The organism is Amycolatopsis taiwanensis DSM 45107 (assembly GCF_000519205.1).
Taxonomy (GTDB): Bacteria; Actinomycetota; Actinomycetes; order Mycobacteriales; family Pseudonocardiaceae; genus Amycolatopsis_E; species Amycolatopsis_E taiwanensis.
Genome location: NZ_KI912599.1, coordinates 36,756 through 61,191 on the forward strand (window position 1 = coordinate 36,756; position 24,436 = coordinate 61,191).

23 protein-coding genes are annotated in these 24,436 nt (G+C 68.1%); 13 read left to right on the plus strand and 10 right to left on the minus strand.

The genetic code is table 11. The features are described 5' to 3' along the window. Nucleotides 1-23: 23 nt before the first annotated feature. A complete protein-coding gene (locus A3CU_RS0137750; protein WP_027946609.1) occupies nucleotides 24-713 on the minus strand; it encodes an IclR family transcriptional regulator in 690 nt (229 codons plus the stop codon). A 127-nt stretch (nucleotides 714-840) separates the two neighbouring features. Between A3CU_RS0137750 and A3CU_RS53155 the strand changes: the two genes are divergently transcribed. The 9 genes from A3CU_RS53155 to fahA all read left to right on the plus strand — a co-directional run bounded on the left by A3CU_RS53155 (nucleotide 841) and on the right by fahA (nucleotide 9,946). Beyond that, entirely contained in the window at nucleotides 841-1,287 is a 447-nt protein-coding gene (locus A3CU_RS53155; protein WP_245617507.1) for a nuclear transport factor 2 family protein, read from the plus strand. Beyond that, nucleotides 1,284-2,099, plus strand: coding sequence for an SDR family NAD(P)-dependent oxidoreductase (locus tag A3CU_RS0137760; protein WP_027946611.1), 816 nt, complete (start codon nucleotides 1,284-1,286; stop codon nucleotides 2,097-2,099). Before A3CU_RS53155 ends, A3CU_RS0137760 begins: the two co-directional genes overlap by 4 nt. 181 nt (nucleotides 2,100-2,280) lie before the next feature. Next, nucleotides 2,281-3,033, plus strand: a complete 753-nt coding sequence (locus A3CU_RS0137765) for an SDR family NAD(P)-dependent oxidoreductase (protein WP_245617508.1) — start codon at nucleotides 2,281-2,283, stop codon at nucleotides 3,031-3,033. Continuing rightward, complete coding sequence (locus tag A3CU_RS0137770) at nucleotides 3,030-4,436, plus strand: FAD-dependent oxidoreductase (RefSeq protein ID WP_027946613.1); 1,407 nt, start codon at nucleotides 3,030-3,032, stop codon at nucleotides 4,434-4,436. Before A3CU_RS0137765 ends, A3CU_RS0137770 begins: the two co-directional genes overlap by 4 nt. Nucleotides 4,437-4,484: 48 nt before the next feature. Then, a complete protein-coding gene (locus A3CU_RS0137775) occupies nucleotides 4,485-5,819 on the plus strand; it encodes an MFS transporter (protein WP_027946614.1) in 1,335 nt (444 codons plus the stop codon). A 229-nt stretch (nucleotides 5,820-6,048) separates the two neighbouring features. Further along, the gene (locus tag A3CU_RS0137780; protein WP_027946615.1) at nucleotides 6,049-6,567 is read left to right on the plus strand and encodes a MarR family winged helix-turn-helix transcriptional regulator; all 519 of its coding nucleotides are present in this window, start codon (nucleotides 6,049-6,051) and stop codon (nucleotides 6,565-6,567) included. A gap of 82 nt (nucleotides 6,568-6,649) precedes the next feature. Next, on the plus strand, nucleotides 6,650-7,840 hold the full coding sequence (locus A3CU_RS0137785) for a homogentisate 1,2-dioxygenase (RefSeq protein WP_027946616.1): 1,191 nt from the start codon (nucleotides 6,650-6,652) through the stop codon (nucleotides 7,838-7,840). After that, the gene (locus A3CU_RS0137790; protein ID WP_027946617.1) at nucleotides 7,810-8,673 is read left to right on the plus strand and encodes a hypothetical protein; all 864 of its coding nucleotides are present in this window, start codon (nucleotides 7,810-7,812) and stop codon (nucleotides 8,671-8,673) included. Before A3CU_RS0137785 ends, A3CU_RS0137790 begins: the two co-directional genes overlap by 31 nt. A gap of 91 nt (nucleotides 8,674-8,764) precedes the next feature. Beyond that, entirely contained in the window at nucleotides 8,765-9,946 is a 1,182-nt protein-coding gene (fahA, locus tag A3CU_RS0137795) for a fumarylacetoacetase (RefSeq protein WP_027946618.1), read from the plus strand. A 114-nt stretch (nucleotides 9,947-10,060) separates the two neighbouring features. On the opposite strand, the gene A3CU_RS0137800 is transcribed toward fahA, so the two are convergent. From A3CU_RS0137800 to A3CU_RS0137810, 3 genes are all read right to left on the minus strand, one after another. Further along, the gene (locus A3CU_RS0137800) at nucleotides 10,061-10,456 is read right to left on the minus strand and encodes a VOC family protein (protein WP_027946619.1); all 396 of its coding nucleotides are present in this window, start codon (nucleotides 10,454-10,456) and stop codon (nucleotides 10,061-10,063) included. Between the two features lie 103 nt (nucleotides 10,457-10,559). Continuing rightward, entirely contained in the window at nucleotides 10,560-10,988 is a 429-nt protein-coding gene (locus A3CU_RS0137805) for a VOC family protein (RefSeq protein ID WP_027946620.1), read from the minus strand. Beyond that, nucleotides 10,985-11,764 carry an arsenate reductase/protein-tyrosine-phosphatase family protein gene (locus A3CU_RS0137810; protein WP_027946621.1) on the minus strand — a complete coding sequence of 260 codons (780 nt, stop codon included), beginning with the start codon at nucleotides 11,762-11,764 and terminating at the stop codon, nucleotides 10,985-10,987. Before A3CU_RS0137810 ends, A3CU_RS0137805 begins: the two co-directional genes overlap by 4 nt. A gap of 273 nt (nucleotides 11,765-12,037) precedes the next feature. On the opposite strand from A3CU_RS0137810, the gene A3CU_RS0137815 reads away from it, so the two are divergent. Further along, entirely contained in the window at nucleotides 12,038-12,370 is a 333-nt protein-coding gene (locus A3CU_RS0137815; RefSeq protein WP_281174194.1) for a cytochrome P450, read from the plus strand. Nucleotides 12,371-12,852: 482 nt separating this feature from the next. Continuing rightward, entirely contained in the window at nucleotides 12,853-13,461 is a 609-nt protein-coding gene (locus A3CU_RS0137825) for a TlpA family protein disulfide reductase (protein ID WP_245617509.1), read from the plus strand. Nucleotides 13,462-13,483: 22 nt separating this feature from the next. Here the strand turns inward: A3CU_RS0137825 and A3CU_RS0137830 are convergent, their stop codons facing one another. The 5 genes from A3CU_RS0137830 to A3CU_RS0137850 all read right to left on the minus strand — a co-directional run bounded on the left by A3CU_RS0137830 (nucleotide 13,484) and on the right by A3CU_RS0137850 (nucleotide 20,009). Further along, entirely contained in the window at nucleotides 13,484-14,317 is an 834-nt protein-coding gene (locus A3CU_RS0137830) for a class I SAM-dependent methyltransferase (protein ID WP_027946625.1), read from the minus strand. After that, complete coding sequence (locus A3CU_RS54935; protein WP_027946626.1) at nucleotides 14,314-14,976, minus strand: YHS domain-containing protein; 663 nt, start codon at nucleotides 14,974-14,976, stop codon at nucleotides 14,314-14,316. The genes A3CU_RS0137830 and A3CU_RS54935 overlap by 4 nt, the downstream gene beginning before the upstream one ends. Nucleotides 14,977-15,063: 87 nt before the next feature. Next, on the minus strand, nucleotides 15,064-18,135 hold the full coding sequence (locus A3CU_RS0137840) for an ATP-binding protein (RefSeq protein WP_027946627.1): 3,072 nt from the start codon (nucleotides 18,133-18,135) through the stop codon (nucleotides 15,064-15,066). Between the two features lie 255 nt (nucleotides 18,136-18,390). Beyond that, nucleotides 18,391-19,764 (minus strand): serine hydrolase domain-containing protein, encoded by a 1,374-nt coding sequence (locus tag A3CU_RS0137845; RefSeq protein WP_043843923.1) that lies wholly within the window; start codon nucleotides 19,762-19,764, stop codon nucleotides 18,391-18,393. Then, the gene (locus tag A3CU_RS0137850) at nucleotides 19,761-20,009 is read right to left on the minus strand and encodes a hypothetical protein (RefSeq protein WP_245617510.1); all 249 of its coding nucleotides are present in this window, start codon (nucleotides 20,007-20,009) and stop codon (nucleotides 19,761-19,763) included. The genes A3CU_RS0137845 and A3CU_RS0137850 overlap by 4 nt, the downstream gene beginning before the upstream one ends. A gap of 194 nt (nucleotides 20,010-20,203) precedes the next feature. Between A3CU_RS0137850 and A3CU_RS0137855 the strand changes: the two genes are divergently transcribed. Beyond that, nucleotides 20,204-21,121, plus strand: coding sequence for a GbsR/MarR family transcriptional regulator (locus A3CU_RS0137855; RefSeq protein ID WP_027946630.1), 918 nt, complete (start codon nucleotides 20,204-20,206; stop codon nucleotides 21,119-21,121). Nucleotides 21,122-21,448: 327 nt separating this feature from the next. Then, nucleotides 21,449-22,048 (plus strand): YbhB/YbcL family Raf kinase inhibitor-like protein, encoded by a 600-nt coding sequence (locus tag A3CU_RS50335; protein WP_169739739.1) that lies wholly within the window; start codon nucleotides 21,449-21,451, stop codon nucleotides 22,046-22,048. 751 nt (nucleotides 22,049-22,799) lie between these two features. Here A3CU_RS50335 and A3CU_RS48630 read toward each other — a convergent pair. Then, entirely contained in the window at nucleotides 22,800-24,164 is a 1,365-nt protein-coding gene (locus A3CU_RS48630) for an IniB N-terminal domain-containing protein (protein WP_052372855.1), read from the minus strand. Between the last annotated feature and the right edge of the window lie 272 nt (nucleotides 24,165-24,436).

The following is a 24,436-nucleotide window of genomic DNA, read 5'->3' on the forward strand; positions in this document are numbered from 1 at the left end:
CGCCGAGGTGCTTAGCTGGAGCCTTACTGCAACAGCGATCCCAGCCGCTGGGCCGCTTCGACCACCTTCAGGCCCAGCGCCTCCTCGTCCGGCGCCTGGAACAGCGACAGGCCGATGCTGACCTCTCGCCCGGGAATCATCGCTGAAATCCCGATCACCGACGGCGCGATCTCGCCGTAGGACACCGCGAACCCGCGCTTGCGGGCCAGCGCGACCTCCTCGCGCTCGCCCTCGGACGAGGGGTTGGCCGCGAGCATCGCCAGGCCGGCGGAGCCGCGGTCGATCGGGTCCACCTGGCCGGGCCGGAAGCTCACGTGCATCCGCGCCTGCCGCGGCTCGACGATCATCAGCATGCGCACCTCGCGCTCGTTCTCCCGCACGACCAGGTGCGCGGTCGCCTGCGTGAGGTCCGTCAGTTCCTCCAGTACCGGCCGCGCGAGCGTCCGCAGGTCCTGCTCCACCGGCTCGGCCAGGCGCACCAGCCCGGTCCCCAGCGAGATCCGCTTGAACCGGTCTCGCCGGCACAGCCGGTGTGCCTCCAGCGTCCGCACCAGCCGGTGCGCCACCGTCCGGTGTATCCCGACCCCCTCGGCGATCTCCGTCAGCGTCATGCCCTGCGGGTGCGCCACGAGGAGTTCGAGGATCTGCAACCCGTTGTGCAACGTCTTCGACATTCCAGAGTCGACTTCGGGCAACACGAACTCCTCGGACAAGACGAACCCCCTTGACGACCGGTGTGACGCCACCTACTGTTTCCGTAGTTCGCACGCTGCGTGCGATAATAGCACGTTCAGCAGGCAGGCGCCAGCCCTGCGGGTGGGGCGAATCCGGGAGGTAGTCGTGGTCGAAGAGACCATTGCGGACGTCAGTGCCGAGACGCTCGTCCGCGTCCACCAGCTCTACGGCGCACAGAGCCATTTGATCGACAACGGCCACGCGCGGGCCTGGGCACGGACCTTCACCGCGGACGGCGAGTTCCACTCGCCGACCTACCCGGAGCCGGTCGTCGGCATCGACGCTCTCACCCGCTTCGCCGAGGACTTCGCGCGGCAGGACGGCATCACACGCCACGTGATCACCAACGTCTTCGTCGTGCCGGTAGGCCCGGACGCCCTCACCGTGCACGCCTACCTGCAAATCGTGCACACCCCCGCCGGCGGCCCTTCGCGGCTGGCCCGGCAGACCACGATCACCGACGAGCTGGTCCGCGATTCGGGCACCTGGCGCATCCGGCGCCGCACGGTGCGCCGGGATGACGAAAACCACCACGGAACGGAGAGTTCATGAGCGACACACGCGTGCAGCACGAGCCGATGACGGCCGTCTACCCGGAGTTCCCGGGCAAGGTCGCGGTCGTCACCGGCGCGGCCCGCGGGATGGGCGCGCGCTTCACCGCCGCGCTGGCCACCCGCGGCGTGCACGTCGTCGGCGCAGACATCAACGAAGAGCAGATGCTGTCCACCGCCGATGAACTCAACACCGGCCTGGCCACGGACTCGATCCACGAGAAGCCCGGCCTCATCGTCGGCGCCCGCATCGACGTGACCAAGCCGGAAGACCACGAAACCGTGGCGCGGCTGGCGCTGGAACGCTTCGGCCGCCTCGACTTCTGGATCAACAACGCCGGGATCTTCCCGTTCGCGCTCGCCGGCGAGATCACTCCCGAACAGATCGGCGCGACCCTGTCGGTCAACGTGGAGGGGGTGCTCTACGGCGCGCAGGCCGCCGCGCGGCACCTGGAACCGGGCGGCGCGATCGTGAACATGTCGTCGGTTTCGGCAATCCGCGTCCGCCGCGGTCGCGGCGCCTACTGCACGTCTAAGGCCGCCGTCGCGCACCTCACCGAGTCGCTCGCCGTGGAGTTCGGCGACCAGGGCATCCGCGTCAACTCGATCGCGCCCGGCTACATCGACACCGAGATGACCCGCTGGGTCAAGGAGGACCCGGCCGCGCTGCAGCATGCGCTCGACGTCGTGCCGCTGCACCGGCTCGGCTCGCCCGAGGAGGTCGTCGGCCCGCTGCTGTTCCTGCTCTCCGACAGCGCACGGTACGTGACCGGGCACAGCATCGCGGTTGATGGCGGGTCACGGCATGTCTAATGGACCGACCGCGAACCGTGAGATTCCTGGTCAAGGTGAGTCTTCGCACGCGCCGTCCGAAGGTAGTCGATCTCGGGGGCAGGGCTCCGAGCAAGGAAAACGAGAGGTAGGCACTCAGGCGAGCCCTGTCGACGAGATCGGCTGGGCGCGTCTGCGGACGAACACTGACTACCCGGACACGGTGCTGATCACCGGCGCCGCCGCGGGAATGGGCGCGAGCCACGCCCGAGCACTGGCCAGGCACGGATCGCACGTCTGCCTCGCCGACATCGCCGACGCCTCGCCGGTGGTGAAGGAAATCGAAGACGCGGGCGGCTCGGCGTCCGCGCACGAGTTGGACGTCACCGATCCAGCCGGGTGGGCCCGGGTCGTCGGTGAGATCCGGCAAACCCGCGGACGTCTCACCGGGCTGGTCAACAACGCCGGTATCTCGCGGCGGCTGGAATTCCTCGACACCGACGACGAAACCTGGGAACGCGTGCTGCGGATCAACCTGTTCGGCCCGTTCTACGGCATGAAGGCCGTCGCGGAGCTGATGCGGGATTCGGGCGGCGGCTCGATCGTCAACATCTCGTCGATCTCCGGTCAGATCGGCTACTTCTCGCCGGCGTACTCGTCGAGCAAGTGGGGCCTGACCGGACTGTCCAAATCGGCCGCGGGCAACTTCGCGAAGTGGGGGATCAGGGTCAACTCCGTGCATCCCGGTCTCGTGGACACCGCGCTGCTCGCGGGTGCCGACTCGTTCGTCACCTCCGCGGTCGCGAGCATCCCGGCCGGGCGCATGGCGCGGCCCGCGGAGATCACCGAAGCCGTGCTTTTCCTGCTGTCGGAGAAGTCCAGCTACATGACCGGCAGTGAGGTCACTGTGGACGGTGGTCTGGTGTCCAACGGCCTGTACCACCGCATCATCGCCGAGGGAGGGGATCTTCAGTGAGTGACGACTGGGACGTCGTGGTCATCGGCGGTGGCGGTGCCGGGCTCGCCGCGGCCGTGTCCGCCGCCGAACGGGGCGCGTCGGTGCTGCTGTTCGAGTCGGAAACCGAACTCGGCGGCTCGACTCAGCTGTCCGCGGGCATGTTCACCGCCGCCGGGACGAGCGTGCAGGCCGAGCTGGGCATCTCCGACTCCGCGGAGAAGTTCTTCCAGCACTACATGGACCTCAACCAGTGGCAGCTCAACCCGGGCCTGATCGGCGCGTTCTGCGCGAACGCGGGCCCCACGCTGGAGTGGCTGATCGGCCTCGGTGTGGAGGTGCCGGCGCGGGTGTCGGGCAACGCGCACATGCCCGGCCTGTGTCAGGCCGGGGTGGAGGACGTCTGGCGCGGGCACGTGCCGAAGGACCAGGGCTACGGCGTCGTGCAGGTGCTGGCGAAGGCCGCGCGGTCCCGGGGCGTCGAGGTCGTGCTCAACACGCGCGTCGAGCGGCTCATCGCCAAGGACGGCCGCGTGGCCGGGGTCGTCGCCGACGGCATCGAGGTGCCCGCCGGAGCGGTCGTCGTCGCCAGTGGTGGGTTCGCGCGGGACGAGGACCTGCTGGCCCGCTACTACCCGGCCGCGCTGCGAGCGGGGGCGGACCTGTTCGTCGTCGCCGCCGACGGCAGCCGCGGTGACCACATCCGGTTCGGTGAACAGGTCGGCGCCGGGGTCGCCGGGCAGGGGTGGGGCCTGCTGCTGCCCACCGCCTACTTCCAGCGCCTGCACCACTGGCAGTCCGGCTTCCCGCCCAAGTCGCGGGTCTACGTCAACGGCCAGGGCCGCCGGTTCATGGACGAGGACGCCTCCTACGCGGTCTCCAGCGGGATCATCGACGCGCAAGGCGGCACCGTGTGGGCCGTCTTCGACGAGCGGGCCCGCCGCACCTTGCCGCCGGGCTACGCGCACTGGAACGCCGACGTGGTGTCGGCCGAGGCGCAGGCCGGGCGCACGCTGCGCGCGAACAGCATCGAGGAACTGGCCGGGAAGGCCGGAGTCCCCGCCGACGCGCTCGTCGCGACGATCCGCCGGTGGAACGAGCAGCTTCCGCACGGGCACGACGCCGACTTCCTGCGTCACCGCACGCTCGCCAACAAGGGATCGGCGGACAACCCGGACCCGATCGGTGAAGCCCCGTTCTACGCGGCGCGCCTGCTGCCCGCCGAACTGGTGTGCACGCACGCCGGCCTGGAGATCGACGGTAGCGCGGCCGTCCGCGACGGACGCGGAGAGGTCATTCCTGGCCTGTTCGCCGCCGGTGAGGCCGGAGCCGGTGTGCTCGGCCAGCGCTACGTAGGCGGCGGAAATGCCGTCGCCAACGCACTGACCATGGGCCGCACCGCCGGCCAGAACGCCGCCAGGTGAAGCGGATTCCTCCCGCACTTATCGTATGACTCAATGACGAGGAGAGAGATGACCGAAACCACCGCTGCCGGGGATCTCGGCAGCCGCACGATCCGCAAGGTCAGCAAGAGAGTCCTGCCGTTCGTAGCGCTGCTCTACATCTTCAACTACATGGACCGGTCGAACATCAGCTACGCCCAGCTCGGGATGCAGAAAGAGCTGTCGATCACCACGGCCGTGTTCGGTACCGCGTCGGCGATCTTCTTCCTCGCCTACGTTCTGTTCGAGGTGCCCAGCAACATGATCCTGAAGCGGATCGGCGCGCGGATCTGGCTCGCCCGCATCGCGATCAGCTGGGGCATCGTCACCGCGGTCACCGCGTTCGTGCAGAACATCCCGGCGCTCTACATCGCGCGAATCGTGCTCGGTATCGCCGAAGCCGGCCTCTACCCGGGCCTGCTGCTGTACCTGACGCTGTGGTTCCGGCCCGCCGAACGTGGCCGCGCCGTCGCCACGCTCGCGCTCGCGCAACCGATCGCGATGATCCTCGGCAGCCTCACCGGCGGCCTGATTCTCGACCACGTCCACTGGTTCGGGCTGTCCGGCTGGCGCTGGGTGTTCATTCTGCAGGGGCTGCCCGCCGTGCTGATCGGCATCATCGTGCTCATCTACCTGCCCAACAAGCCCAGCCAGGCGAAGTTCCTCACCCGCGAGGAGTGCGACTGGCTGGAGACCGAGATCAACAAGGACTACCAGCCCGAGCAGAAGGAGACGTTCCTCGGGCAGCTGCGGGTCATGAAGAACGGCAAGGTGCTCTACATGGCGTTCGCGAACCTGTTCGCGGCCTGCGGGCTCTACGGGTTCACGTTCTTCCTGCCGCAGATCATCAAGCAGATGGACCCGTCGTACTCGGCGACCAACATCGGCTTCCTCGGCGTGATCCCGTGGATCGTGGCCGTGATCGGCATGCTGCTGGTGGCCCGCAACTCCGACCGTACCGGTGAGCGGCGCGGGCACGTCATCGCGATGATGCTGCTGGCCGCGGTGGGCCTGTTCGGCACCATCCAGTTCCGGCACACCCCGGTGGCCGCGCTGATCTGCCTGTCGCTGGTGGCGGTCGGCGTCGTGGGCTACCTCGGACCGTACTGGGCGCTCGCCGCGCGGGTGCTGTCCAAGGAGCACACCGCGGTCGGTCTGGCCGCGATCAACTCGATCGCCGCGCTGGGCGGCTTCTTCGGGCCGTACGTGATCGGCAAGAACGCCACGGCCGACGACGTGTCCGTGGGCCTGTACTTCCCGATCGCCTGCCTGGTGATCTGCGCCGTGATGCTCGCGTTCCTGAAGGTGACCAAGGAGAGTCGCGCCGAGGTGCGTGGCGCTCCGGAACCCAGCCAGGTAGTTTAGGTGTTAACTAACTGACCCCAGCGTTGGGTGGTGTTTCAAAGCGGCGGAGCCGCTTGCGGTGGGCCGTCCACTTGCACCGCTGCGGGTTCTGAGGTGGTTCCTGGCGAGGACAGCTCCTCCTCATGAATGGGCGTTCATGAGGAGGAGATCCCACAGCCAGGGACCGCCTGGAGGTTCCGCTACCCGCACCGCCACGCAAACCACTTCAAAAAGTCTTTAGGGTGGAGCCATGGCTGCGGGTGAACTTGACTTCTGGTCCTTCGTCGAGCTCGCCAACACCCGTCTCGCCGGCGAGTTCGGGTTCTCCCACCAGCTCGCCACCGAGGTCCTGCTGACCCTCAACCGGGCCTCCAACCTCGTCACTTACGACCTCGAAGCCACGATCCACCGGCCTCGGGGTCGTTCGTGGTCCGGCTTCCGGCTGCTGTTCGTCACCTGGCTGGCCGGTCCGCTGGAGGCGAGCAAGGCCGCGGAACTGACCGGCATGAGCCGCGCCGCGGTGTCCAACCTGGCGAAGACGCTGGTCGCGGACGGGCTGCTGGAGCGCACGCCCGGCACGCACGACGGCCGCTCGGTCCTGCTCTCGCTCACCGAGCGCGGGCAGGCCGAGATGGTAGAGGTCTTCCGCGAGCAGAACGAGCGCGAAAACGAGTGGGCGAGCGTGCTCACCGAGACGGAGCAGCGCATCCTGGTCATGTTGCTGGACAAGCTCATCAGCAACCGCGACCGGTTCCGTGGCCGCACCTGAGGGTCGGTTTTTCCCGGACCCTTGCACATCGGGGAGATAGTACATACATTAACTACATTGTCCCGGCGAGGAGGCGAGAGTCGTGGCGTACTACCGGCAGATCGGCAGCGTGCCGCCGAAGCGGCACACCCAGCACCGCACGCCCGAAGGCGGTCTGTACTTCGAAGAGTTGATGGGAGAGGAAGGCTTTTCCAGCGACTCGTCGCTGCTCTACCACCGCCATATCCCGTCCGCCCTCGTGGACGCGACCCCCTGGCAGCTGCCGGATCTGCGTACGGAGCCGAATTATCCGCTCAAGCCGCGGCACCTGAAGCTGCACGAGTTGTTCCCGGGCGAGGAGTGGAAGCGTCACGATGTCGTGACGGGGCGGCGCCTGGTGCTGGGAAACGGTGACGTGCGCCTCTCGTATGTCGTGGCGGGCGAGGCTTCTCCGTTGTATCGCAACGGGATCGGCGATGAGTGCGTGTATATCGAGTCCGGCGAAGGCGTGGTGGAGACCGTTTTCGGGGCTCTGCCGTTCCGTCAGGGCGACTACGTGATCCTCCCGCGGGCGACCACGCATCGGTGGGTGCCCAATGGCATGGTGCGGGCGTACGCGATCGAAGCGAACTCGCACATCACTCCGCCCCGCCGTTACCTGTCCAAGTACGGTCAGCTGCTGGAGCATTCCCCGTACTGTGAGCGGGATCTGCACGGGCCGACCGAGGCGCTGCTGGTCGACGGTGAGGACGTGGAGGTGCTGGTCAAGCACCGGGGGAGCACGGGGATCGTGGGGACCCGCTACGTGTACCCGTACCACCCCTTCGATGTCGTCGGCTGGGATGGCTGCCTGTACCCGTACACGTTCAACATCGAGGATTTCGAGCCGATCACCGGGCGGGTGCACCAGCCGCCGCCCGCGCACCAGGTGTTCGAGGGTGCCGGTTTCGTGGTGTGCAACTTCGTGCCGCGTAAGGTGGATTACCACCCGTTGTCGATCCCGGTGCCCTACTACCATTCCAATGTGGACTCCGACGAGGTGATGTTCTACTGCGGCGGGGACTACGAGGCGCGTAAGGGCTCTGGCATCGGTCAGGGGTCGATCTCGCTGCACCCGGGCGGGCACGCCCACGGGCCGCAGCCGGGTGCCTACGAGCGCAGCATCGGCGTGGAGTTCTTCGACGAACTGGCGGTCATGGTCGACACGTTCCGGCCGCTCGAAGTCGGCGAAGGCGGCACCGCCGCCGAGGACGCGGGCTACGCGTGGACCTGGTCCGGCCGGGGGCCCAAGTGAGCCTGTTCGACGCCTTCCTCGACGACGCCGCGGTCTTCCCACCGGGGCTGAAACCGTTGCCGGAGGCCGTGCCGGACCACGCGAAGCACCACGCGTCGGCGTACGGCGAGCTGGTGGGGCCGCTGGTCCTCGCGGCCCCCGCGCTCGCCGAGGTGGGCGCGATCGCGTCGGCGCCGTTCGATCTGGCGGTCACCGCGCCCGGCGGCCCGGCACAACTGCCGGATGCGCTGGGCCGGGCCGCTGACCTGCCGGTGCGGCTGGTCGGCTTCGAGGTCGCGATCCCCGCCGATCTCGGTGTGGTGGAGTTCTTCACCGCACTGGAGACGGCCGGCGACGTGCCGGTGTTCGTCGAGGTTCCGCGCGACGAGCGCCGCGCCGAAGTCATCGCGACCTGCGCGAAGACCGGGCACCAGGCCAAGTTCCGTACCGGCGGCGTCAAGGCCGAGCTGTACCCGGACGAGGCCGAGCTCGCCGCGGCGATCCAGGCCGTCGTGGCGGCCGGGGTCGGATTCAAGGCGACCGCCGGGCTGCACCACGCGCTGCGCAACACCGACCCGGCCACCGGGTTCGAGCAGCACGGGTTCCTCAACCTGCTGCTGGCCACCGGGGCGGCACTGGCGGGCGCGCCCGAGGCGGAACTCGTTGCGGCGCTGGCGGAGCGGGACGGCGCCCGGATCGCGTCGCAAGTGTCCGAAATGGACTCCGATAATGGCGCTGCGGCGCGTGCGATGTTCCGCTCGTTCGGTACCTGCAGCATCATCGAGCCGGTGACCGAGCTGGTGGACCTCGGACTGGTCCCGGCCTCGGCACTGAAAGGGAGCGTGACGACGTGACACCTCCTGTGTCAACTCGCGGCAATAAGAGTAAACAGCGCGCGCGCCGCGTCGACACGATCGCGGTCGCGCGCAAACTCGCGGAGGAACAGTGAGCAGGATCGACATTCCCGAGGGGTCGTTGTACGGGCTGGGGAACCTGCCCTACGGCGTGTTCTCCACGGCAGGCACGCAGCCGCGCGTCGGCGTGCGGGTGGGCGACTCGGTGGTGGACCTCGCCATCGCGCTGAACGACGAGGTGTTCGCGCAGCCGAGCCTGAACGCGTTCATGGCACAGGGATTCCAGCGCTGGGTCGAGGTCCGGGAGCGGATCACCGAGCTGGTCGCCGGTGACGTGCCGGACGCGGCGGTGCACCGCCTCGCCGACGTCCAGCTGCACCTGCCGGTCGAGGTCGCCGATTACGTCGACTTCTACGCCTCGGAACACCACGCGTCCAACCTGGGCCGGCTGTTCCGCCCGAATGCCGAACCGCTGATGCCGAACTGGAAGCACCTGCCGGTCGGCTACCACGGGCGCGCCGGGACGGTGATCGTGTCGGGCACGGACATCGTGCGGCCGTGCGGGCAGCGCAAGGCACCGGACGAGGACGCCCCGACCTACGGCGAGTGCCGTCGACTCGACATCGAAGCCGAGCTCGGTTTCATCGTCGGCACCCCGTCGCCGCTGGGCTCGCCGGTGTCCACATCGGACTTCGCGCGGCACGTTTTCGGCGTGACGCTGGTGAACGACTGGTCCGCGCGTGACATCCAAGCGTGGGAGTACGTCCCGCTCGGCCCGTTCCTGGGCAAGAGCTTCGCCACGTCGATCTCGCCGTGGGTGGTACCGCTGCTCGCGCTCGAGGCCGCACGCGTGCCGACGCCGGGGCAGGACCCGCAGCCGCTGCCGTACCTGCGGGAGAGCGAGCCGTGGGGCTTGGACATCGACCTGTCGGTGACCTGGAACGGGCAGGAGGTCAGCCGTCCGCCGTACCGCGAGATGTACTGGTCGCCCGCGCAGATGCTGGCGCACATGACGATCAACGGGGCTTCCTCACGCACCGGCGACCTCTACGCGTCCGGCACGATCTCCGGTCCCGAGAAGGAACAGCGCGGCGCGTTCATCGAACTGACCTGGGGCGGCAAGGAACCGGTCCAGGTGGACGGTGAAGAGCGTGCATTCCTGCTCGACGGCGACGAAGTGGTCATCTCGGCGACCGCTCCGGGCCGCGACGGCCGCATCGGCTTCGGGGAGGTGCGCGGCCGCATCCTGCCGGCCACCGAGGCGAATCGCTGAGCAGCCTGTTCGGGAACCGTCAGATCCCTGGTCAAGGTGAGCCCTCGACCCGCCGTCCGAAGGTACGGCGGGTTCTCAAACAAGCACTGAGCGAACGGGATCGGCCGGGCGGCCTCAAGGATTCGACGGCGTCAGCACTTCCATGATGTGACCGTTCGGATCGTCGAAATACACCGCCCGGCCGCCGCGCCAGGTATTGATCTCCCCATAGCGGTGCGGCTCATGGGGCTCGGCGTAATAGTTGAGCCCGGCGGCCACGATGCGCTCGAAGATTTCGTCGAACTCGGCGTCGTCGACCTGGAAGGCGTAGTGGTGCGGCGCGATGGTGGTGACACCACGATCGGCGAAGTCCGCGTCGGCGAAGTCCAGCGTCAGCGTTTCGCCAACGCGTACCGGCACGAAGGGGCCGAACGGTTCGCCGACGTGCAGGCCGAGGAGCTTGGCCAGGAAGGTGGCAGAGGCTTGCTTGTCTCGCGCCGGGACGATGGTGTGGTTGAGCGTGATGGTCATGGTCATCAACTTCCCGTTTGACAGCGCGCTGTCTTTTCCTGCTTAGCGCACATCATTGGAAGCCGCAACCGTCTCAGGGTGGCCGACGTTCAGATCGATCCGGTCAGGGTGTGGACGGGTGCGACCGCCCGGCTTTTTGGTACAGCTCGGCCATGTTCCCGGCGGATTGGAACAGTTCGACCAGGTTGCCGGCGGGGTCGGCGAGCAGGATCTGGCGCCCGCCCGGGCCGCCGACCACATCCGTCCGGAAGGTCAGCCCCGCGCCGCGTAGCCGGGCGATTTCGGCGTCCAGGTCGTCGACGATGAGGTGGATGCGGTTGCGGCCCGCGGTGGCCGCGTCATCGGGGGTGGCGCGGGCGCCGGAACTGGCGGGCCCCGACAGCAGCAGTCGCAACGGGCCGCGAGTCACGTCGGCGAAGGCTGGTGCGGCCATGTTGACCGTGAAACCGAGATGGGTGGTGTAGAAGTCGACGGCGGCCTGCACATCGTCGACGACGTAACGGACACTGGCGTAATCGTCGGGTTTGATCACGGCTGGACCTCCTGGCGGTTGGTGGAGACGAATACGGGCAGCAGGTGCCGGATGCGGGTATCGATTTCTGCTGCGGTCTGCTGAAAAGCGGGGTAGTTGTCTCGGTCGGTTTCTCCGGCCGTGGCCGGATCGGCGATGCTCCAATGGACCCGGTGTGGATGGCGGCCGAACTCCGGGCAGACCTCGCGAGCCTTGTCGCACAAGGTGATCACGTAATCGAATGAGCGGCCCGCGAGAGAGTCCAGGTGCTGGGGACGCCGGCCGGACAGGTCGATGCCGAATTCCTTGTGCAGCACCCGAATCGTGTTGGGATACAGGCTGCGCTTGGGCCGGCTGCCGGCGCTCGTCGCGACCACGCGGCCGTCGGTGTGCTGGCGCAGCAACGCTTCTGCGATCGGCGAGCGGGCGCTGTTTCCCGTGCACACGAACAGCACACTGACTCGTCGTGGCCGCTGCGTCGACGGTTCGATGCCGTTGCGGAGCGCGGGATGCAGCGCGGCACCACTGTCCGCCAGCGCGTCCGCGCAGCGGTCCAGATCCAGGTGGTAGTAGCTGTCACGGCCGTCGAAACTGCTGCGCCGCGCGGTGACCAGGCCACCGTCGCGCAGCAGCCGCAGGTGGTAGGAGACGACGTTCTGCGGCTGGTCGACCAGCGCGACCAACTCGCGGACCCGGTAGTCGCTGTTGGCGAGTTCGCTGAGCAACTGCCAGCGCAGCGGGTGGGCGGCCAACCGGAGGAACACCGGTGGCGCGGCTCCCTGGCCCAACGACGACATGGCTGGACCATACATCAAACTAGTTTGATGCATCAAGCCCATTTGATGCACTCGAAGGTTGGAGGTCGAAGTGACCGCTCTGGCCGAGTTGTCCGATCGGCCGCTGACCATGGCCGAATACGCCGCATTGGGCGGTCCCGACCCGGCGGAAGATTCGAGAAGCAGCCTTTCGGCTGTGGTGCTTCGAAGGCTCAGTCGAGAAGAGGCCGGCGCTCCGGAGGCAGGTCAGGTTGGGCAGCCTGAACGACACCACGTTCCCGGACCGATCTGGAGATCGACGGGGTCATGGTCCGGACCGGCGACCTGGTCGTGTTGGACAACCGGGCGGCCAACCACGACCCGGCGGTCTTTCCCGATCCGGATCGGGTCGACGTCGCACGCTCGGGCGCGGCGCCTCTCACGTTCGGGCACCGAGCGCAACTCACCTTCGGGCACGGGGCGCGGTACTGCCTGGGTGCCCCGCTCGCTCGCATCGAACTGCAGGCCGTGCTCGCCCAACTCGTGACGCGCTTTCCGGCCATGCGCCTCGCCGTACCCGTCGAGACGCTGCGTCTACGTCACAACGCGTTGACCGGCGGACTGACCGAGCTGCCCGTGAGCTGGTAAGCCGGCCCGCCCTCCGGGGAACCCCTCGGTCCCACCCGGACACTTGCCTTTCCTGAACCCGGAACTCGCCCACCCCAACCGGACACTCGCCTTCCTGAACCGGGAACTTGCGGTCTTGAACCCGGAACTGGCTGTCCTGAACCGGGAACTGGCTGTCCTGAACCGGGAACTGGCTGTCCTGAACCGGGNGGAACTGGCTGTCCTGAACCGGGAACTGGCTGTCCTGAACCGGGAACTGGCTGTCCTGAACCGGGGACACGCCAGGACCCGGCGTGTCCCCGGTTCAGGCGTCCATGTTCCGGGTTCAGGCGCGTGTGTTCCCGGTTCGGGCGTCCATGTTCCCGGTTCGGGGAGGTGAGTTCCGGGTTGGGGTGGACACTTCGCCGTGAACCGTGGGCCGGATTGCCCGGCGAAGTCGACGCGCCCCCTGCGGCGGGGGTGCCTGGCCGCGCTGCTCCGTGTCGCAGCAATATCATTTCTCGGTGATCATCAAGCGGAGTCGGTTGTCGCGCGCGTCGGTAGGGATTGCGTGTGTCGCAGGTTTTCTCGTCGTGTTCGCGACGGCATGCTCCACCGGTAAAGATGCCGTCCTTCAGGGCGGTGGCTCTGAATTTGTTTCACCGGGTGGGCGGACACGTATGCTTTACGAGCCGGCCCAGCGAAGGGCGATCAAGGAGATTTCTGGTGAAAGCGTAACGGATCCGAACGTGGGGATCTCGCTCCGCGAATATTCGGGTGAGGTCATTGTGTTGAACCTGTGGGCGTCGTGGTGTCCGCCTTGTCGTACGGAGACTTACGAGCTGAAGAAAATAGCTGACGCAACGAAGGGCGAAGCGGTCCAGGTGGTAGGAGTCGATGTCAACGACGATCGCACGGCTGCCGCTGACTTCATGAACAACTTTCAAGTGAACTACCCATCGATACACGATCCGGAAAAGAGGGTCGGCCTGGCCATTTCGGGTATTCCTTTACCCGCTGTTCCGACTACGCTGATCATTGACAAGCAGCAACGAGTGGCAGCCGTGTTCATGGGGGGAATCCTGGAGTCGGACGTTCTCCCCACTGTGCACAAGGTGCTGGCGGAGAATTGAGGAGAAAACCTTCGACGTGGACTCAGCCGATCCAGGTCGCGGTATGTAGCCATCCGGCGGCGGGTAGCGTCACGGCTCCGGTCGCGGCGAAGGGGCGAAGCGCGGTCTCGAGGGCGGCTCGTGTCCGGTTCAGCGTGTCGTCGTCGGCCTTTTGAACCAGGGCGCGCAGGTTACCGTCGAGCAGGAACTTCGCGGCGTCGGCTGCGGTGGCGGTGATCGTGCTGTGAACCTCGAACGCGATCGCGGCGGTGCTGCGAAACCCGGCCTCGGTCAGGATCCTCCGCACGTGGCCGGGATCGGTGAAGCCCGGCACGCCGGGCGTATCTGCGGCCAGGTCCAGAGTGACTCCGGCGTCCCGCAGGGCTTCGAAGACGGGATTGGCCGTCGTATTGCCGTGACAGACGAAGGCCAGGCGGCCGCCCGGTTCGAGTGCTCGGCCGATGTTGGCGAACGCGGCGACAGGATCGGCGAAGAACATCACGCCGGCCCGGCTGATGGCAACGGTGAAGGCCGCCGCTGGGAAGTGGTGTGTCTGGGCGTCGCCGGGCATGAAGGTCACGTTGGGCAGGTTCTCTTTGGCCGCGCGGAGCCGTGCCATGTCGAGCATCGGTTCGGAGAGGTCGATGCCGGTTGCGTGGCCTTGGGTGGCGTGGCGGCCGGCGATGCGGGTGGTCTGGCCGGTGCCGCAGCCGATGTCGAGTACCCGGTCGTCCGTCCTGACGGCTGCCGTGTTGAACAAGCGATCGGTGAATTCGGCGGACATCGTGTCGTACCGGTCGGCGTTGCGAATCCAGTGCGCCCCGTCCTCGCCGTTCCAGCGCGCGGCCTGGCCGTCGTTCGCGGTGGTCGATGTCATTGGGACGCCTCCGCCGCCAGCTTGTCCACAAAGTACTTGCGGCAGCCCGCGCAGCAGAAGCCGTAGGTCGTGCCATCGTGTTCCAAAGTGGACACCATCTCGCTGGCGACCATGCCGCACACCGGATCGATGAGCACGCCGGGATCATCGGGGGCCGGGGTGTCGGTTTTGGCGTCGGCAATCATGTCCAGCATGGCCGATTCGCCGACGACCCGGCCGAAGACGCCGTATCCGCCCTCCGGGACGCCGATGACCTGCACCTCCACACACGGCTCCCGGTAGCAGCGCTCGGGTTCCGCGTCGGCCAGGGAGTCGGCCAGGGAGAGTGCCCGGGTGATGCTGGCCACGAGGAACGCACTCATCGCTTTGCGCCAGGGGCCCGGCACGTACGCGCGCGCCACGTAACGCGGTGGTTCGGCCGAGCCCAGCGCACGGTCGTCGACGATCCAGGTCCCGATCTCGTGCACGATCACGTGGTTGATCGAGCCCAGGAAGTCCATCACTCCCGGGTTGGCGCTCGAATCCTCGGCGCCACCTACGACATCACGGATGGCCTCGATGTGAGTCAGCAGTTGTTTCATCGTCAGGCGTTCGGCGAGTCGGCGCAGCTCCTCGGCGCCGAACCTGCCGCGTGGGACGAAGAGTTCGAGAAACATCATTGTCTGCTCCTCCGGTGTTCGGTGGTCGATGCCTCACCGTGGCCCGGTGGTCTGTCAGACGACTTTCGTCCCGCTCTCACGCGGCGGTCAGCAGCCCAGCTGGCCGGCGACGGCGGCGAGCGCGGCGTCGCGGTCGAGGTGCCGGCCCTGGTCGTAGGCGTCCCGGTAGGCCGTTGGGCCGAGCGTGGTGCGCAGCTCCTGGCTTAGCCGGCGAACGTCGAGTTGGCCGGTGGCGGCGGCATTGCGCAACGCATGGGCGGCACCGAGGACGGTGGCGGCATCCCCGGCGGCTCCGCGTCGCAGCGTGAGTTCCGCGACGCCCACCGCGACCTGCGCGACCATCGGCATGTCCGGCAGCGACGAGGCCAACCCGAACGCTTCCCGCAGCCGCGGGCCGGCCGCGTCGAGATCGTTGCTTGCCAGGGCAAGGTGGCCCTGGCCCAACCGCAGCAACGCGTCGTTGAACCCGCCATCGCCCAGCCAACCGGCAGCCAGGTCGAGCTCGGCCGCTGCCTGCGTCAGCTCGCCCCGGTGCCGAGCCAGATCGGCGAGGAACAGCCGGGTCAGCGCCTCGGCCGTGCTCGGCACGCCTTCGTCGAGGATCGCCAGCAGGTCGGCACGGGCCTCTTCCAGACGGCCCTGCTGGGCGTGCATCATGGCCAGCCAGGCGCGCTGAACGTGATCGGTGCCGCCCAGCTGGCGAATCAGCCGGATCGACTCGCCCAGCGCCGATTCCGCCGTGTCGACGTCGTCGGCTACGCCCTCGGCCAGCCCGAGGTACGTCAGTGAAGTGGCGAGCCCCCAGCGTTCCCCGGACTCGCGGAAGGCCGCCGCCGCGGCCGCCAGGTCCCGTCGCATTGTCGATATATCACTGGCAGCGCCGGTCAACATCGCGCGCACCAGTGCCGAGATCCCGCGTTGCCAGGGATCCGGCGGTGGTCCATGCCGGTCGATCGCGGTGAGCCCGGCGCGGATGTCGTTGCCGATCAGCGCCAGCAACGCCGTCACCAGCGTCGTGTCCGGTTGCTCGACATCGTCCGGCTCGGCAACGCAAGCGACCGCAGCGGTGTCCGGTGCCCGCCCGGCGAGCACCGTGTGGAACAGGTACTGCGCTGCCACGGCCGTGTGCGTCGCGGAGGCCGGGCCCGGGACCGTTAGCGCGGTGTGCAACCGGTCTGCGGCTTCCGCGTGACCGCCCAGGATCGCCCAGAACAGACCGAGCGCGGCAGCCAATCTCCTTGCCGTTGCGGCATCTCCGGCGTCGGCGGCGAAGCGGAGAGCGGCAAGCAGGTTGTCCCGCTCCACGGTCAACACCCCGAGCCAGCGCAGTTGCCCGGCGCCGCGCAGGTGTCGCGCCGCGCGCTCGGCGAGGTCGAGAAACCACGCCGCGTGCGCCGCGCGTACCGAGTCGGCCAGACCGCTGGCGGCGAGTCGTTCGAGGCCGTACTCGCGAATGGTCGCCAGCATCCGGTACCGCTCGCCCACCAGGTGCAGCAAGGACTTGTCCACCAGCGTGTCCAGCGTTTCCCACGCGACGCCCACGCGGTCGGCGGCCTCGGCCGTGAACGAGGACGGGAACACCGCCAGCCGAGCCGCCTGCGCGCGCTCGGCGCCGGTCAGCAGATCCCAGCTCCACGCCACCACCGCACGGAGGGTCCGGTGTCGTTCCGGCGCCGAACGCGCCCCGCCGGCCAGGACCCGTAAGGGGTCGTCGAGGCGGGTGGCGAGCTGCCCGAGAGCCATCGTCCGCAACCGGACGGCGGCCAGCTCGATCGCCAGCGGCAGCCCGTCCAGCCGCCGGCACACGTCGGCCACTTCGATCGCCGCATCGTCGGAGAGCACGAAATCGGGGCGTACCGCGGCCGCGCGGTCGGCGAACAGCCTTACCGCCGGGCTCTTCTCGGCCGGTTCACCCGGCTCCGGCAGCGGCAGCGGTTCCACCGGGCACAGCCGCTCGCCGGCGACACCGAGGGGTTCGCGACTGGTGGCCACGACCAGCAGGCGCGGGCAGCGGGCCAGGAGTTCGTCGACCAGGCGCGCGGCGGCCCCGACCACATGCTCGCAGTTGTCCAGCACGAGCAGTGCCGCACTGGGCGCAAGAACCTCGGTCAGGCGCCGCAGCGGATCGCCCGAAGAGGCCGGGGGACCGACTTCGCGCGGGCCCACTGCGGCAAGCACTGCCCGTGCGACGTCGCCGGCGGCGGCCACCGGCGCCAGCTCCACCAACCACGTCCCACCCTCGATGCGATCGGTGACCCCGGCCGCGAACGCGGTGGCCAGCCGCGTCTTGCCCACACCTCCCGGTCCGACCAGCGTCACCAGCCGGCCTTCCCGCAGCCGTTCGCGAATCCGCGCCAATTCTCCGGCGCGCCCGACGAAACTCGTCATCGGCGCCCGCAGGTTTCCCCGCGGCCGATCCCTTTCCGGCCGGTTACCCCGCAACAGCGCCAAATGCGTCCGCTGCAACTCGGCACCGGGATCGGAGCCGAGCTCGTCGGCCAGTCGGCGCCGCATACGCTCGTACACCGCGAGCGCCTCCGCACGCCGGCCGTCGGCGTCCAGCGCCCGCATCAGCAGCACGCACAGCCGTTCCCGCAGCGGGTACGCCGCGGTCAACTCCGCCAACTCGGCCCCCAAGGACCAGGCCGGTTCGACCGCGAGATCGGCCTCCACCCGATCTTCGACGGCGGTGAGCCACAGTTCCCGTAACCGGACGCCGGTCGCGACCGCGTACGGCGCGTCCGCCACCTCGATCAGCGGATCACCCCGCCAGAGCGCCAGCGCTTCCCGCAACCGCTGGCGCGCCAGGTCGACATCGCCCGCCCGCAGCGCTCGCTGCCCCGCACCGGCCAGCCGCTCGAACCGGTGGCTGTCCACCGCGTCCAGCGGCAGATCGAGCTGGTACCAACCACTTCCGGATCGCACGATCCGCTCGTCCGGGAGGGCCTGCCGCAGGCGCCACACCAATGACTGCAACGCGGCCGCCGGATGGGCGGGAGCGGCTTCCGGCCAGACAGCGTCCACCAACGAGTCCGCGGAGACCGGATGCCCGACGTCCACCGCGAGCCGGATAAGCAGCGCCCGTAGCTTCGTTCCGCCGATCTCCACCACCTTGTGGTCGGCGGCCACCTCCAACGGCCCGAGCACTGACACCCGCATGCCAACACCCTGCCACGAGCAGGAGTCAGAACCGAGGCAGGAGGGCGTTGTCCCGGTTCTGCCACATCCTGCTGGCGGCCTGGCAAATGTGGCTTCCCGAACCCGGAATTCGCTTGCCTGAACCGGGAACTCGGGTGCCTGAACCGGGAACTCGGGTGCCTGGGCCGGGAACTCGGGTGCCTGGGCCGGGGACACGGGTGCCTGAACCCGGAACTCACCCGCCTGAGCCGGGGACACATTCCATCGCTGCACGGGTCATTTCAGCCGTGGGTGTACTCGGCAGTTGGTGTGGAGATATCGCGCGGCGCCGTCCGCGAAGTCGTAGATCGCGACCGTCTGGGTGTCTTCCAACGAATCCGTCGGCGGCATCAGGAAATGCGTCTCGCTCACCGGGAGCAACTCGTAGCTGATGCGGTCCGGTTTCTGGAGGAATTCCGCCTGCATTGGGTCGAGTACCAGGGTCAGGTACAGCTTTCGGCCTTCGGCCGACACTTCGTGGCGTGCGCCGGGGCGCTCGTAGACGCCTTCATATCTGGACAGGTCGAGATTCAGGGTCGTATCGGGTGTGGGCAGGTCCGGGATGGTGACCATGCCGAGGCCGGCCAGGATCTCGTTGAACACCTTGTGGTAGAAGCTTTCCCTCGGACCGCCGTTCGTCAGCATGGCGATGGCGGTGTTCGAGTCCGGCAGGATCCGGAGCCGGGCGTTCTGGCCGATCGTGCTGCCATCACTCGCGTAGACGGTTTCGCCGGGCCAGTCACACACGATGAGACCGAGCGCCCATTCCGGGCCGAACATATACGGATCCGGTACGGGTACTCGCGAACGCATCATTTCTCGAATGCTTTCGGCCGAGACGACCCGCTTTCCGTTCGGCGCTGTGCCGCCGGTGAGGAAAACGTGCGCCATTCCGAGCACTTCGCGGGTCGTCGAGGTGATGCCCCCGCCGGGGCCGAAGGCGCGCGGCAGGTAGTCCACCGGTGTGATGATGGGGCCCTCGTCCAGGGACCTGATCAGGTGCCCGGTCGCGGCCCGGGTTTCGTCCACCTGCTCGCGCCAACTGTTCGTGCTGGTCAGGCCCATGGGATCGAAGAGACGATCTCGCATGACGTCGTCCCAGCGTGCGCCATCGTGCACCTCCAGGATCCGCGCGAGGATCGCGTAACCGAGCGCCGCGCTGTAACCGTGGGTATGGCCCAGCGGGAAGACCTGGGGCGCGTCGGCGATGTTCTCGATCATGCGCTCGTAGACGTCGTCGTCTTCACCAGGATTGCCGTAGGCCTCTTCGATACCGTTGGTGTGGTACAGCAGGTGGCGAGGGGTGACCTTGGCGCTTGCCTCGGGATCGGCCACAGTGAAACCGGGCAGGTACGTCCGTACCGGCTCGTCCAGATCCACTTTTCCCTCGTCGACGAGTTGCATGAAAGCCAGCGCGGTCCAGGTCTTGGTCATGGAACCGCACTGGTAAACGGTGTCCGTTGTCGCGGGTTCCTGCGTTTCCACGTTCATGACACCGACCGCGAATTCGGTGAACTCTCCGTTGTGGAGCACGCCGATCGCGGCGCTCGGGATTCCGTACTCCGCCAGGAGTTCGGTGACCCGGGCCTGGATTCGCGGTACGTCGATCATCGTGGGAGACCCACGGCGTTCGCGGCGTCCGCTTCGAAGTACTCCGTTGTGGCGTAGGCGCCGGCGTGCGTCTCGAAGAAATCCCGAACACCCTCGATGGAGTCGTGGGTGATGATGTTCACCGCCTTGGCTCCGTCCTTGCTCGCGACCGCCACCTTCCACCTGGCGCCCTTGGGGAGCTTGGCGTGTGCCTTCTTCACGCCGCTCCAGAACTTGCCTTCGTCCGAGACGGTCGATACGGCCATCACGTGCATTGTGGTGTCCTCCCTTTCAAGATGAGCAAAAGCTACGTTGCGTTTCAGATCGCGTCAACAAGATGATGGAATAAAACTGGAGTTGAACGCCAATTGTTGCAACAGGATTGTGAATAAATGCAACTGTTCCGATCGGGTCGTTGCAATGTATCGTCGATGAACGCAAAGCAGAGGGAGGTGCGCCGGTGCCGGGAGGCAGGCTGACCCACGAGGACCGTCGGCGGATCGAGGAATGGCTTGCCGACGGGCTCGGCTACGCCGAGATCGGCCGGCGACTCGGCCGGCCGACGTCCACGATCAGCCGCGAGGTCGCACGCAACGCCGCGTCCGGCGACTACCTGGCCAACCACGCGCAGCAGGCCGCCGGCCACCGTGCTCGCCGGCGCAAGCCGGCCCGGCCGGCCGAGCCGGTGGCCGAGCCGGCCGAGGTGGTGCGCGGCTTCGTGGACCAGTTCGCAACGCTGCTGGCCGCGACCGGCCTGCCCCGGATGACCGCCCGGGTGTTCGTCTGCCTGCTCACCGCCGACGCGAGCGGCCTGACGGCAGCCGACCTGGTGCGCCGGCTGCAGGTCAGTCCGGCGTCGGTATCCAAGTCCATCGGCTACCTCGAAGCCATGGAACTGGTGGTGCGCCAACCGGATTCCGGTGGCCGCCGCGAGCGATACCTCATCGACGACGATGTGTGGCTCCGGGCGTGGCAGGCCGACACCGGCGCGCACGGCGAGATCGCGACCGCCGCGCGGCGGGGCATCGCGATCTTCGGCGCCGACACGACCGCCGGTGCCCGGCTCGGCAAGATGGGCCAGTTCTTCGCGCGGCTCAGCGAACAGATGAGTGGCAGCACCCTCGCTGAGACCGTGGTGTACGACGCGCTGACCGTGCTTGCCGCCCTCGTGCACGCCAGTCGACCACTCACCCTGAACACGCTGGCCACCGCGCTCGGCTGGTCCCGGGATCGCACCACCGCCGCCGTGGACGCGATCCGGCATCAACCGGCCGTCGCCGATCCCCTTGCCCTGCAGGCAATCGGGCCGGAGACCTACACCCTCGCCACCAGGCCGGACCGCCTCAGCCCGGCACAACGCCGAGCACTCAGGAAGTGAGTCACGCGTGCTCGATATCGGCGACGCGGCACATTGGATCAGACAAGGCGATGTCTTCTCCGCGAGCCGCTTGTCCACATGGCCCAGTTCGGCCAAAGAGCGGACGCGGTTCTTCTCGCATGAACCGCGTACGCCGGCTAACGATTAACTCAACGGCGACAGGGTCCACTCACATACACCGGGCTGTCCGCCGCAGACAGTGATCATCGTGATCACGACGGTAGCCAACCGAGACCGTGATCGTCACGATTGTAGAAATTCGTTGCCCAGCGAGACTGGCGTAGTTGCCGACCTCGGCCCGGGCGCGTACTGGTAGCCGGTATGCGGATGTGTGGACGTGCGGCGCTGGCCCTGCTGCTGATGTCGGGCATTCTGGCCGGCTGCGGCGGTAACCCCGTCCCACCCGGCGAAACACAGGGCGCCAGTGCGTCAGCGACGTCGGGCGGCAGCACGCCAGTAACACCCGGCGGGAGCGCGTCCGCGACATCGGGCAGCAGTGCGCCGGTGCCGAGCACCCTCACCATCACCTCGGCTGCCTGGCCGGACGGCGGTGCGCTGCGACCCCCGTACGCCTGCGACCGGCTGGGCGACCCCAGTGTGTCGCCACCGCTGTCCTGGCAGGGCGCGGGAGCGGAAGTCCGGAACTACGCGATCACCGTGATCGACGTCGACCAGTACAACCTCGTGCACTGGGCGGTATTCGACCTACCGGCGACCATAACGGAACTGCCCGAAGGGGCCAGCGGCTCGCTGCCGGCTCCGGCCCGGGAACTCGGCAACGGTTACCGGCTGCCCTGTCCACCGCCTGGCGTCCTGCACCACTACGTGCTCACCGTGTGGGCGCTGCGCGGCCCGGTCAACGGAGTCGCCGACCTGCCCGGCGCCGCCCTGGCCATCGGCCGGACCACGGCGATCTACCAGCGCTGACCCGAACCCACCCTCCCCAACCGGGAACTCACCCTCCCGAACCGGGAACTCACCGTCCCGAACCGGGAACTCACCGTCCCGAACCGGGAACTCACCGTCCCGAACCGGGAACTCACCGTCCCGAACCGGNCGTCCCGAACCGGGAACTCACCGTCCCGAACCGGGAACTCACCGTCCCGAACCGGGAACTCACCGTCCCGAACCGGGAACTCACCGTCCCGAACCAGGAACACGCCGTCCTGTACCGGGAACTCACCGTCCCGAACCGGGACCCCGCCTCCCCGAACCGGGGACTCGCCGTGCTGAACCGGGAACACGCCGTCCCGAACCGGGGACTCGCCGTGCTGAACCGGGAACTCGGCTACCTGAACCGGGGACACGCCGGGGCCTGGCGTGTCCCCGCTCCAGGCATCCATGTTCCTGGTTCAGGCGCGTGTGTTCCTGGTTCAGCCGGGCGTGTCCCCGGCTCAGGACGGCGAGTTCTGGGTTGGGGACGGCGAGTTCTGGGTTGGGGAAGGTGAGTTCTGGGTTGGGGAGGGTGAGTTCTGGGTTGGGGAGTGGGGTGGGGTTCTGGGTTGGCGGGGGTCGCCGGATTGGGACGGCTGGGGTGGGGAGCGTGTCGTTGATCATGCCGAGTCACGTGGGTACCTCCAGGCTCGTGGCCCGCCCGGCAGGACATACGGAAGCAGGTCCGGACCTTCCCCGCCGAAAGGTCCGGACCTGCGGTTTTGCGCGTGAGCGAGTGCTTACCTCACTGACCGAGGTGGAGGTCGCCCAGCAGGCCGTCAGCGGCGTGCAGGTCCGGAACGTCGGCGACGTGCCCGACGTTGAGGTCGCTGGCCAGACCGCTCACGGTGCTGTGGAGGTTCGCGACGTGGCTGGTCACGTCCTGGTGGATGTCCGCGACGCTGGTGTTGCCGACCGTGCCCATCGCGGTGTTCATCACGTTGCCCACGGCCGGAACGTGCGCGGTGACGTCACCGACGGTCGAGCCGACCGAGTTGACCACGTCGCCCACAACCGGCGCGTTCGCCGCGAGGCCACCGACGGTCGAGCCGACCGAGCCGACAACGTCGCCGACGGCCGGCGCGTTCGCGGCGAGGCCACCGACGGTCGAGTTGACCGAGTCGACGACATCGCCGACGGCCGGGAGGGCCGGAGCGGCCGGAAGGGCGGACGTGACCTGGTCCAGCGTGCCGGACAGGTCACCGGTCGCGGCGAAGTCCCCGACCGTGGTGGTCGCGGTGTCGACCACGCCGGAGGCGGCGTCGATCGCGCCGGACACGGCGCCGCCGACCAGCGGCAGGTTGCCGAGGTTTTCGCTCACCGAGTCGGTCACGGTGTTCAGCGTGGTGTTCACACTGGACAGATCGCTGACGGACAGGTCGGACACGAGGTCGCCGCCCTGCATGCCCACCGGGGTGGAGCCGATGGCCGCGTTCACCGTGCCGAGCAGGGCGCTGCCCTCGGTCCGGACGTCCTCGAGCAGACCGCCGAGGGGCGCGCCGACCGCCGGCAACTGGCTCACGGTGTCGACCAGTGCGCCCGGCATGAGGGCGTCACCGAGGTGGTTGGTGAGGGCATCGACCGAGGCGCCGACGAGCTTGCCGTCGAACAGGTGGTCGCCCACGGCGCTGACCGTGTTTTCGAGGTCGATGGCGCCCGCTTCCAGCACCGGGCCGGCGATCGGCACGCCGGAAACGGCGTCGGCGACGCCGTCCACGACGTCGGAGACCGCGCCGAGCGCCTCGTGCGTGACGGTGTTCAGGCCGGTCTGCTCGGCCACGTCGCTGACGGCGCCGAACACGCCGCTCAGGTTGGGCAGGTCGCCCAGGATGCCACCCAGCGGGGCGGTCGCATTGGCGAGGGCGGCGCGGGCGGTGTCCAGCGTGCCGGTGACGTCACCGGCGGCGTCGAACGAGGACAGCGAGTCGGTCACGGAAGCCGGGGCGAGGTCCATGACAAGCGGCATGATCTCGTGCACGTCGGCTGCACTTACGTCGTCCAGGCCGGCGGCGCTCAGCACCGCCTGCGGGTCGGCGTTGAAGTCCGCGAGAGCTTGCGGGTCGCTGAGAAGGTTCAATGCGAAATCGTGCAGCGTCTGCACCGGGCCCATAGTCGTTCTTCTCCTGAAGTGGCCGGTAGTTGGTCATTTTCCCCGAAGGCACGAGGCCTTCTTGGTTTCCTTTCCACCGTAGGCCGGTAGGGTGCTCGTGCCATCGGGGATCACTCCCAGTCGTCGAGTGATGCCACTAGGGATTCGGGTGCTCCGCCGGCTAGGGGTACTAGGGATACGGGGGTTGTTACGAGCGCGAGGCAGGAGCCGGAGCACCGGGTACCCCGGGTGCCATCCGTGCTGCGTATCGACATCGGGGCCGGCTACGCGTT

What these genes read in the sequence shown, in the direction of transcription:
- A3CU_RS0137780 (WP_027946615.1), top strand. Translation starts at nt 6,049, where the DNA reads ATGGCTGCGGGTGAACTTGACTTCTGGTCCTTCGTCGAGCTCGCCAAC.
- A3CU_RS0137810 (WP_027946621.1), bottom strand. Translation starts at nt 11,764, where the DNA reads ATGTCGTCGTTGGGCCAGGGAGCCGCGCCACCGGTGTTCCTCCGGTTG.
- A3CU_RS54935 (WP_027946626.1), bottom strand. Translation starts at nt 14,976, where the DNA reads ATGATGTTTCTCGAACTCTTCGTCCCACGCGGCAGGTTCGGCGCCGAG.
- A3CU_RS0137800 (WP_027946619.1), bottom strand. Translation starts at nt 10,456, where the DNA reads ATGACCATCACGCTCAACCACACCATCGTCCCGGCGCGAGACAAGCAA.
- A3CU_RS0137840 (WP_027946627.1), bottom strand. Translation starts at nt 18,135, where the DNA reads ATGCGGGTGTCAGTGCTCGGGCCGTTGGAGGTGGCCGCCGACCACAAG.
- A3CU_RS50335 (WP_169739739.1), top strand. Translation starts at nt 21,449, where the DNA reads ATGTGTGGACGTGCGGCGCTGGCCCTGCTGCTGATGTCGGGCATTCTG.
- A3CU_RS0137760 (WP_027946611.1), top strand. Translation starts at nt 1,284, where the DNA reads ATGAGCGACACACGCGTGCAGCACGAGCCGATGACGGCCGTCTACCCG.
- A3CU_RS0137850 (WP_245617510.1), bottom strand. Translation starts at nt 20,009, where the DNA reads ATGGCCGTATCGACCGTCTCGGACGAAGGCAAGTTCTGGAGCGGCGTG.
- A3CU_RS0137845 (WP_043843923.1), bottom strand. Translation starts at nt 19,764, where the DNA reads ATGATCGACGTACCGCGAATCCAGGCCCGGGTCACCGAACTCCTGGCG.
- A3CU_RS0137775 (WP_027946614.1), top strand. Translation starts at nt 4,485, where the DNA reads ATGACCGAAACCACCGCTGCCGGGGATCTCGGCAGCCGCACGATCCGC.
- A3CU_RS48630 (WP_052372855.1), bottom strand. Translation starts at nt 24,164, where the DNA reads ATGGGCCCGGTGCAGACGCTGCACGATTTCGCATTGAACCTTCTCAGC.
- A3CU_RS0137830 (WP_027946625.1), bottom strand. Translation starts at nt 14,317, where the DNA reads ATGACATCGACCACCGCGAACGACGGCCAGGCCGCGCGCTGGAACGGC.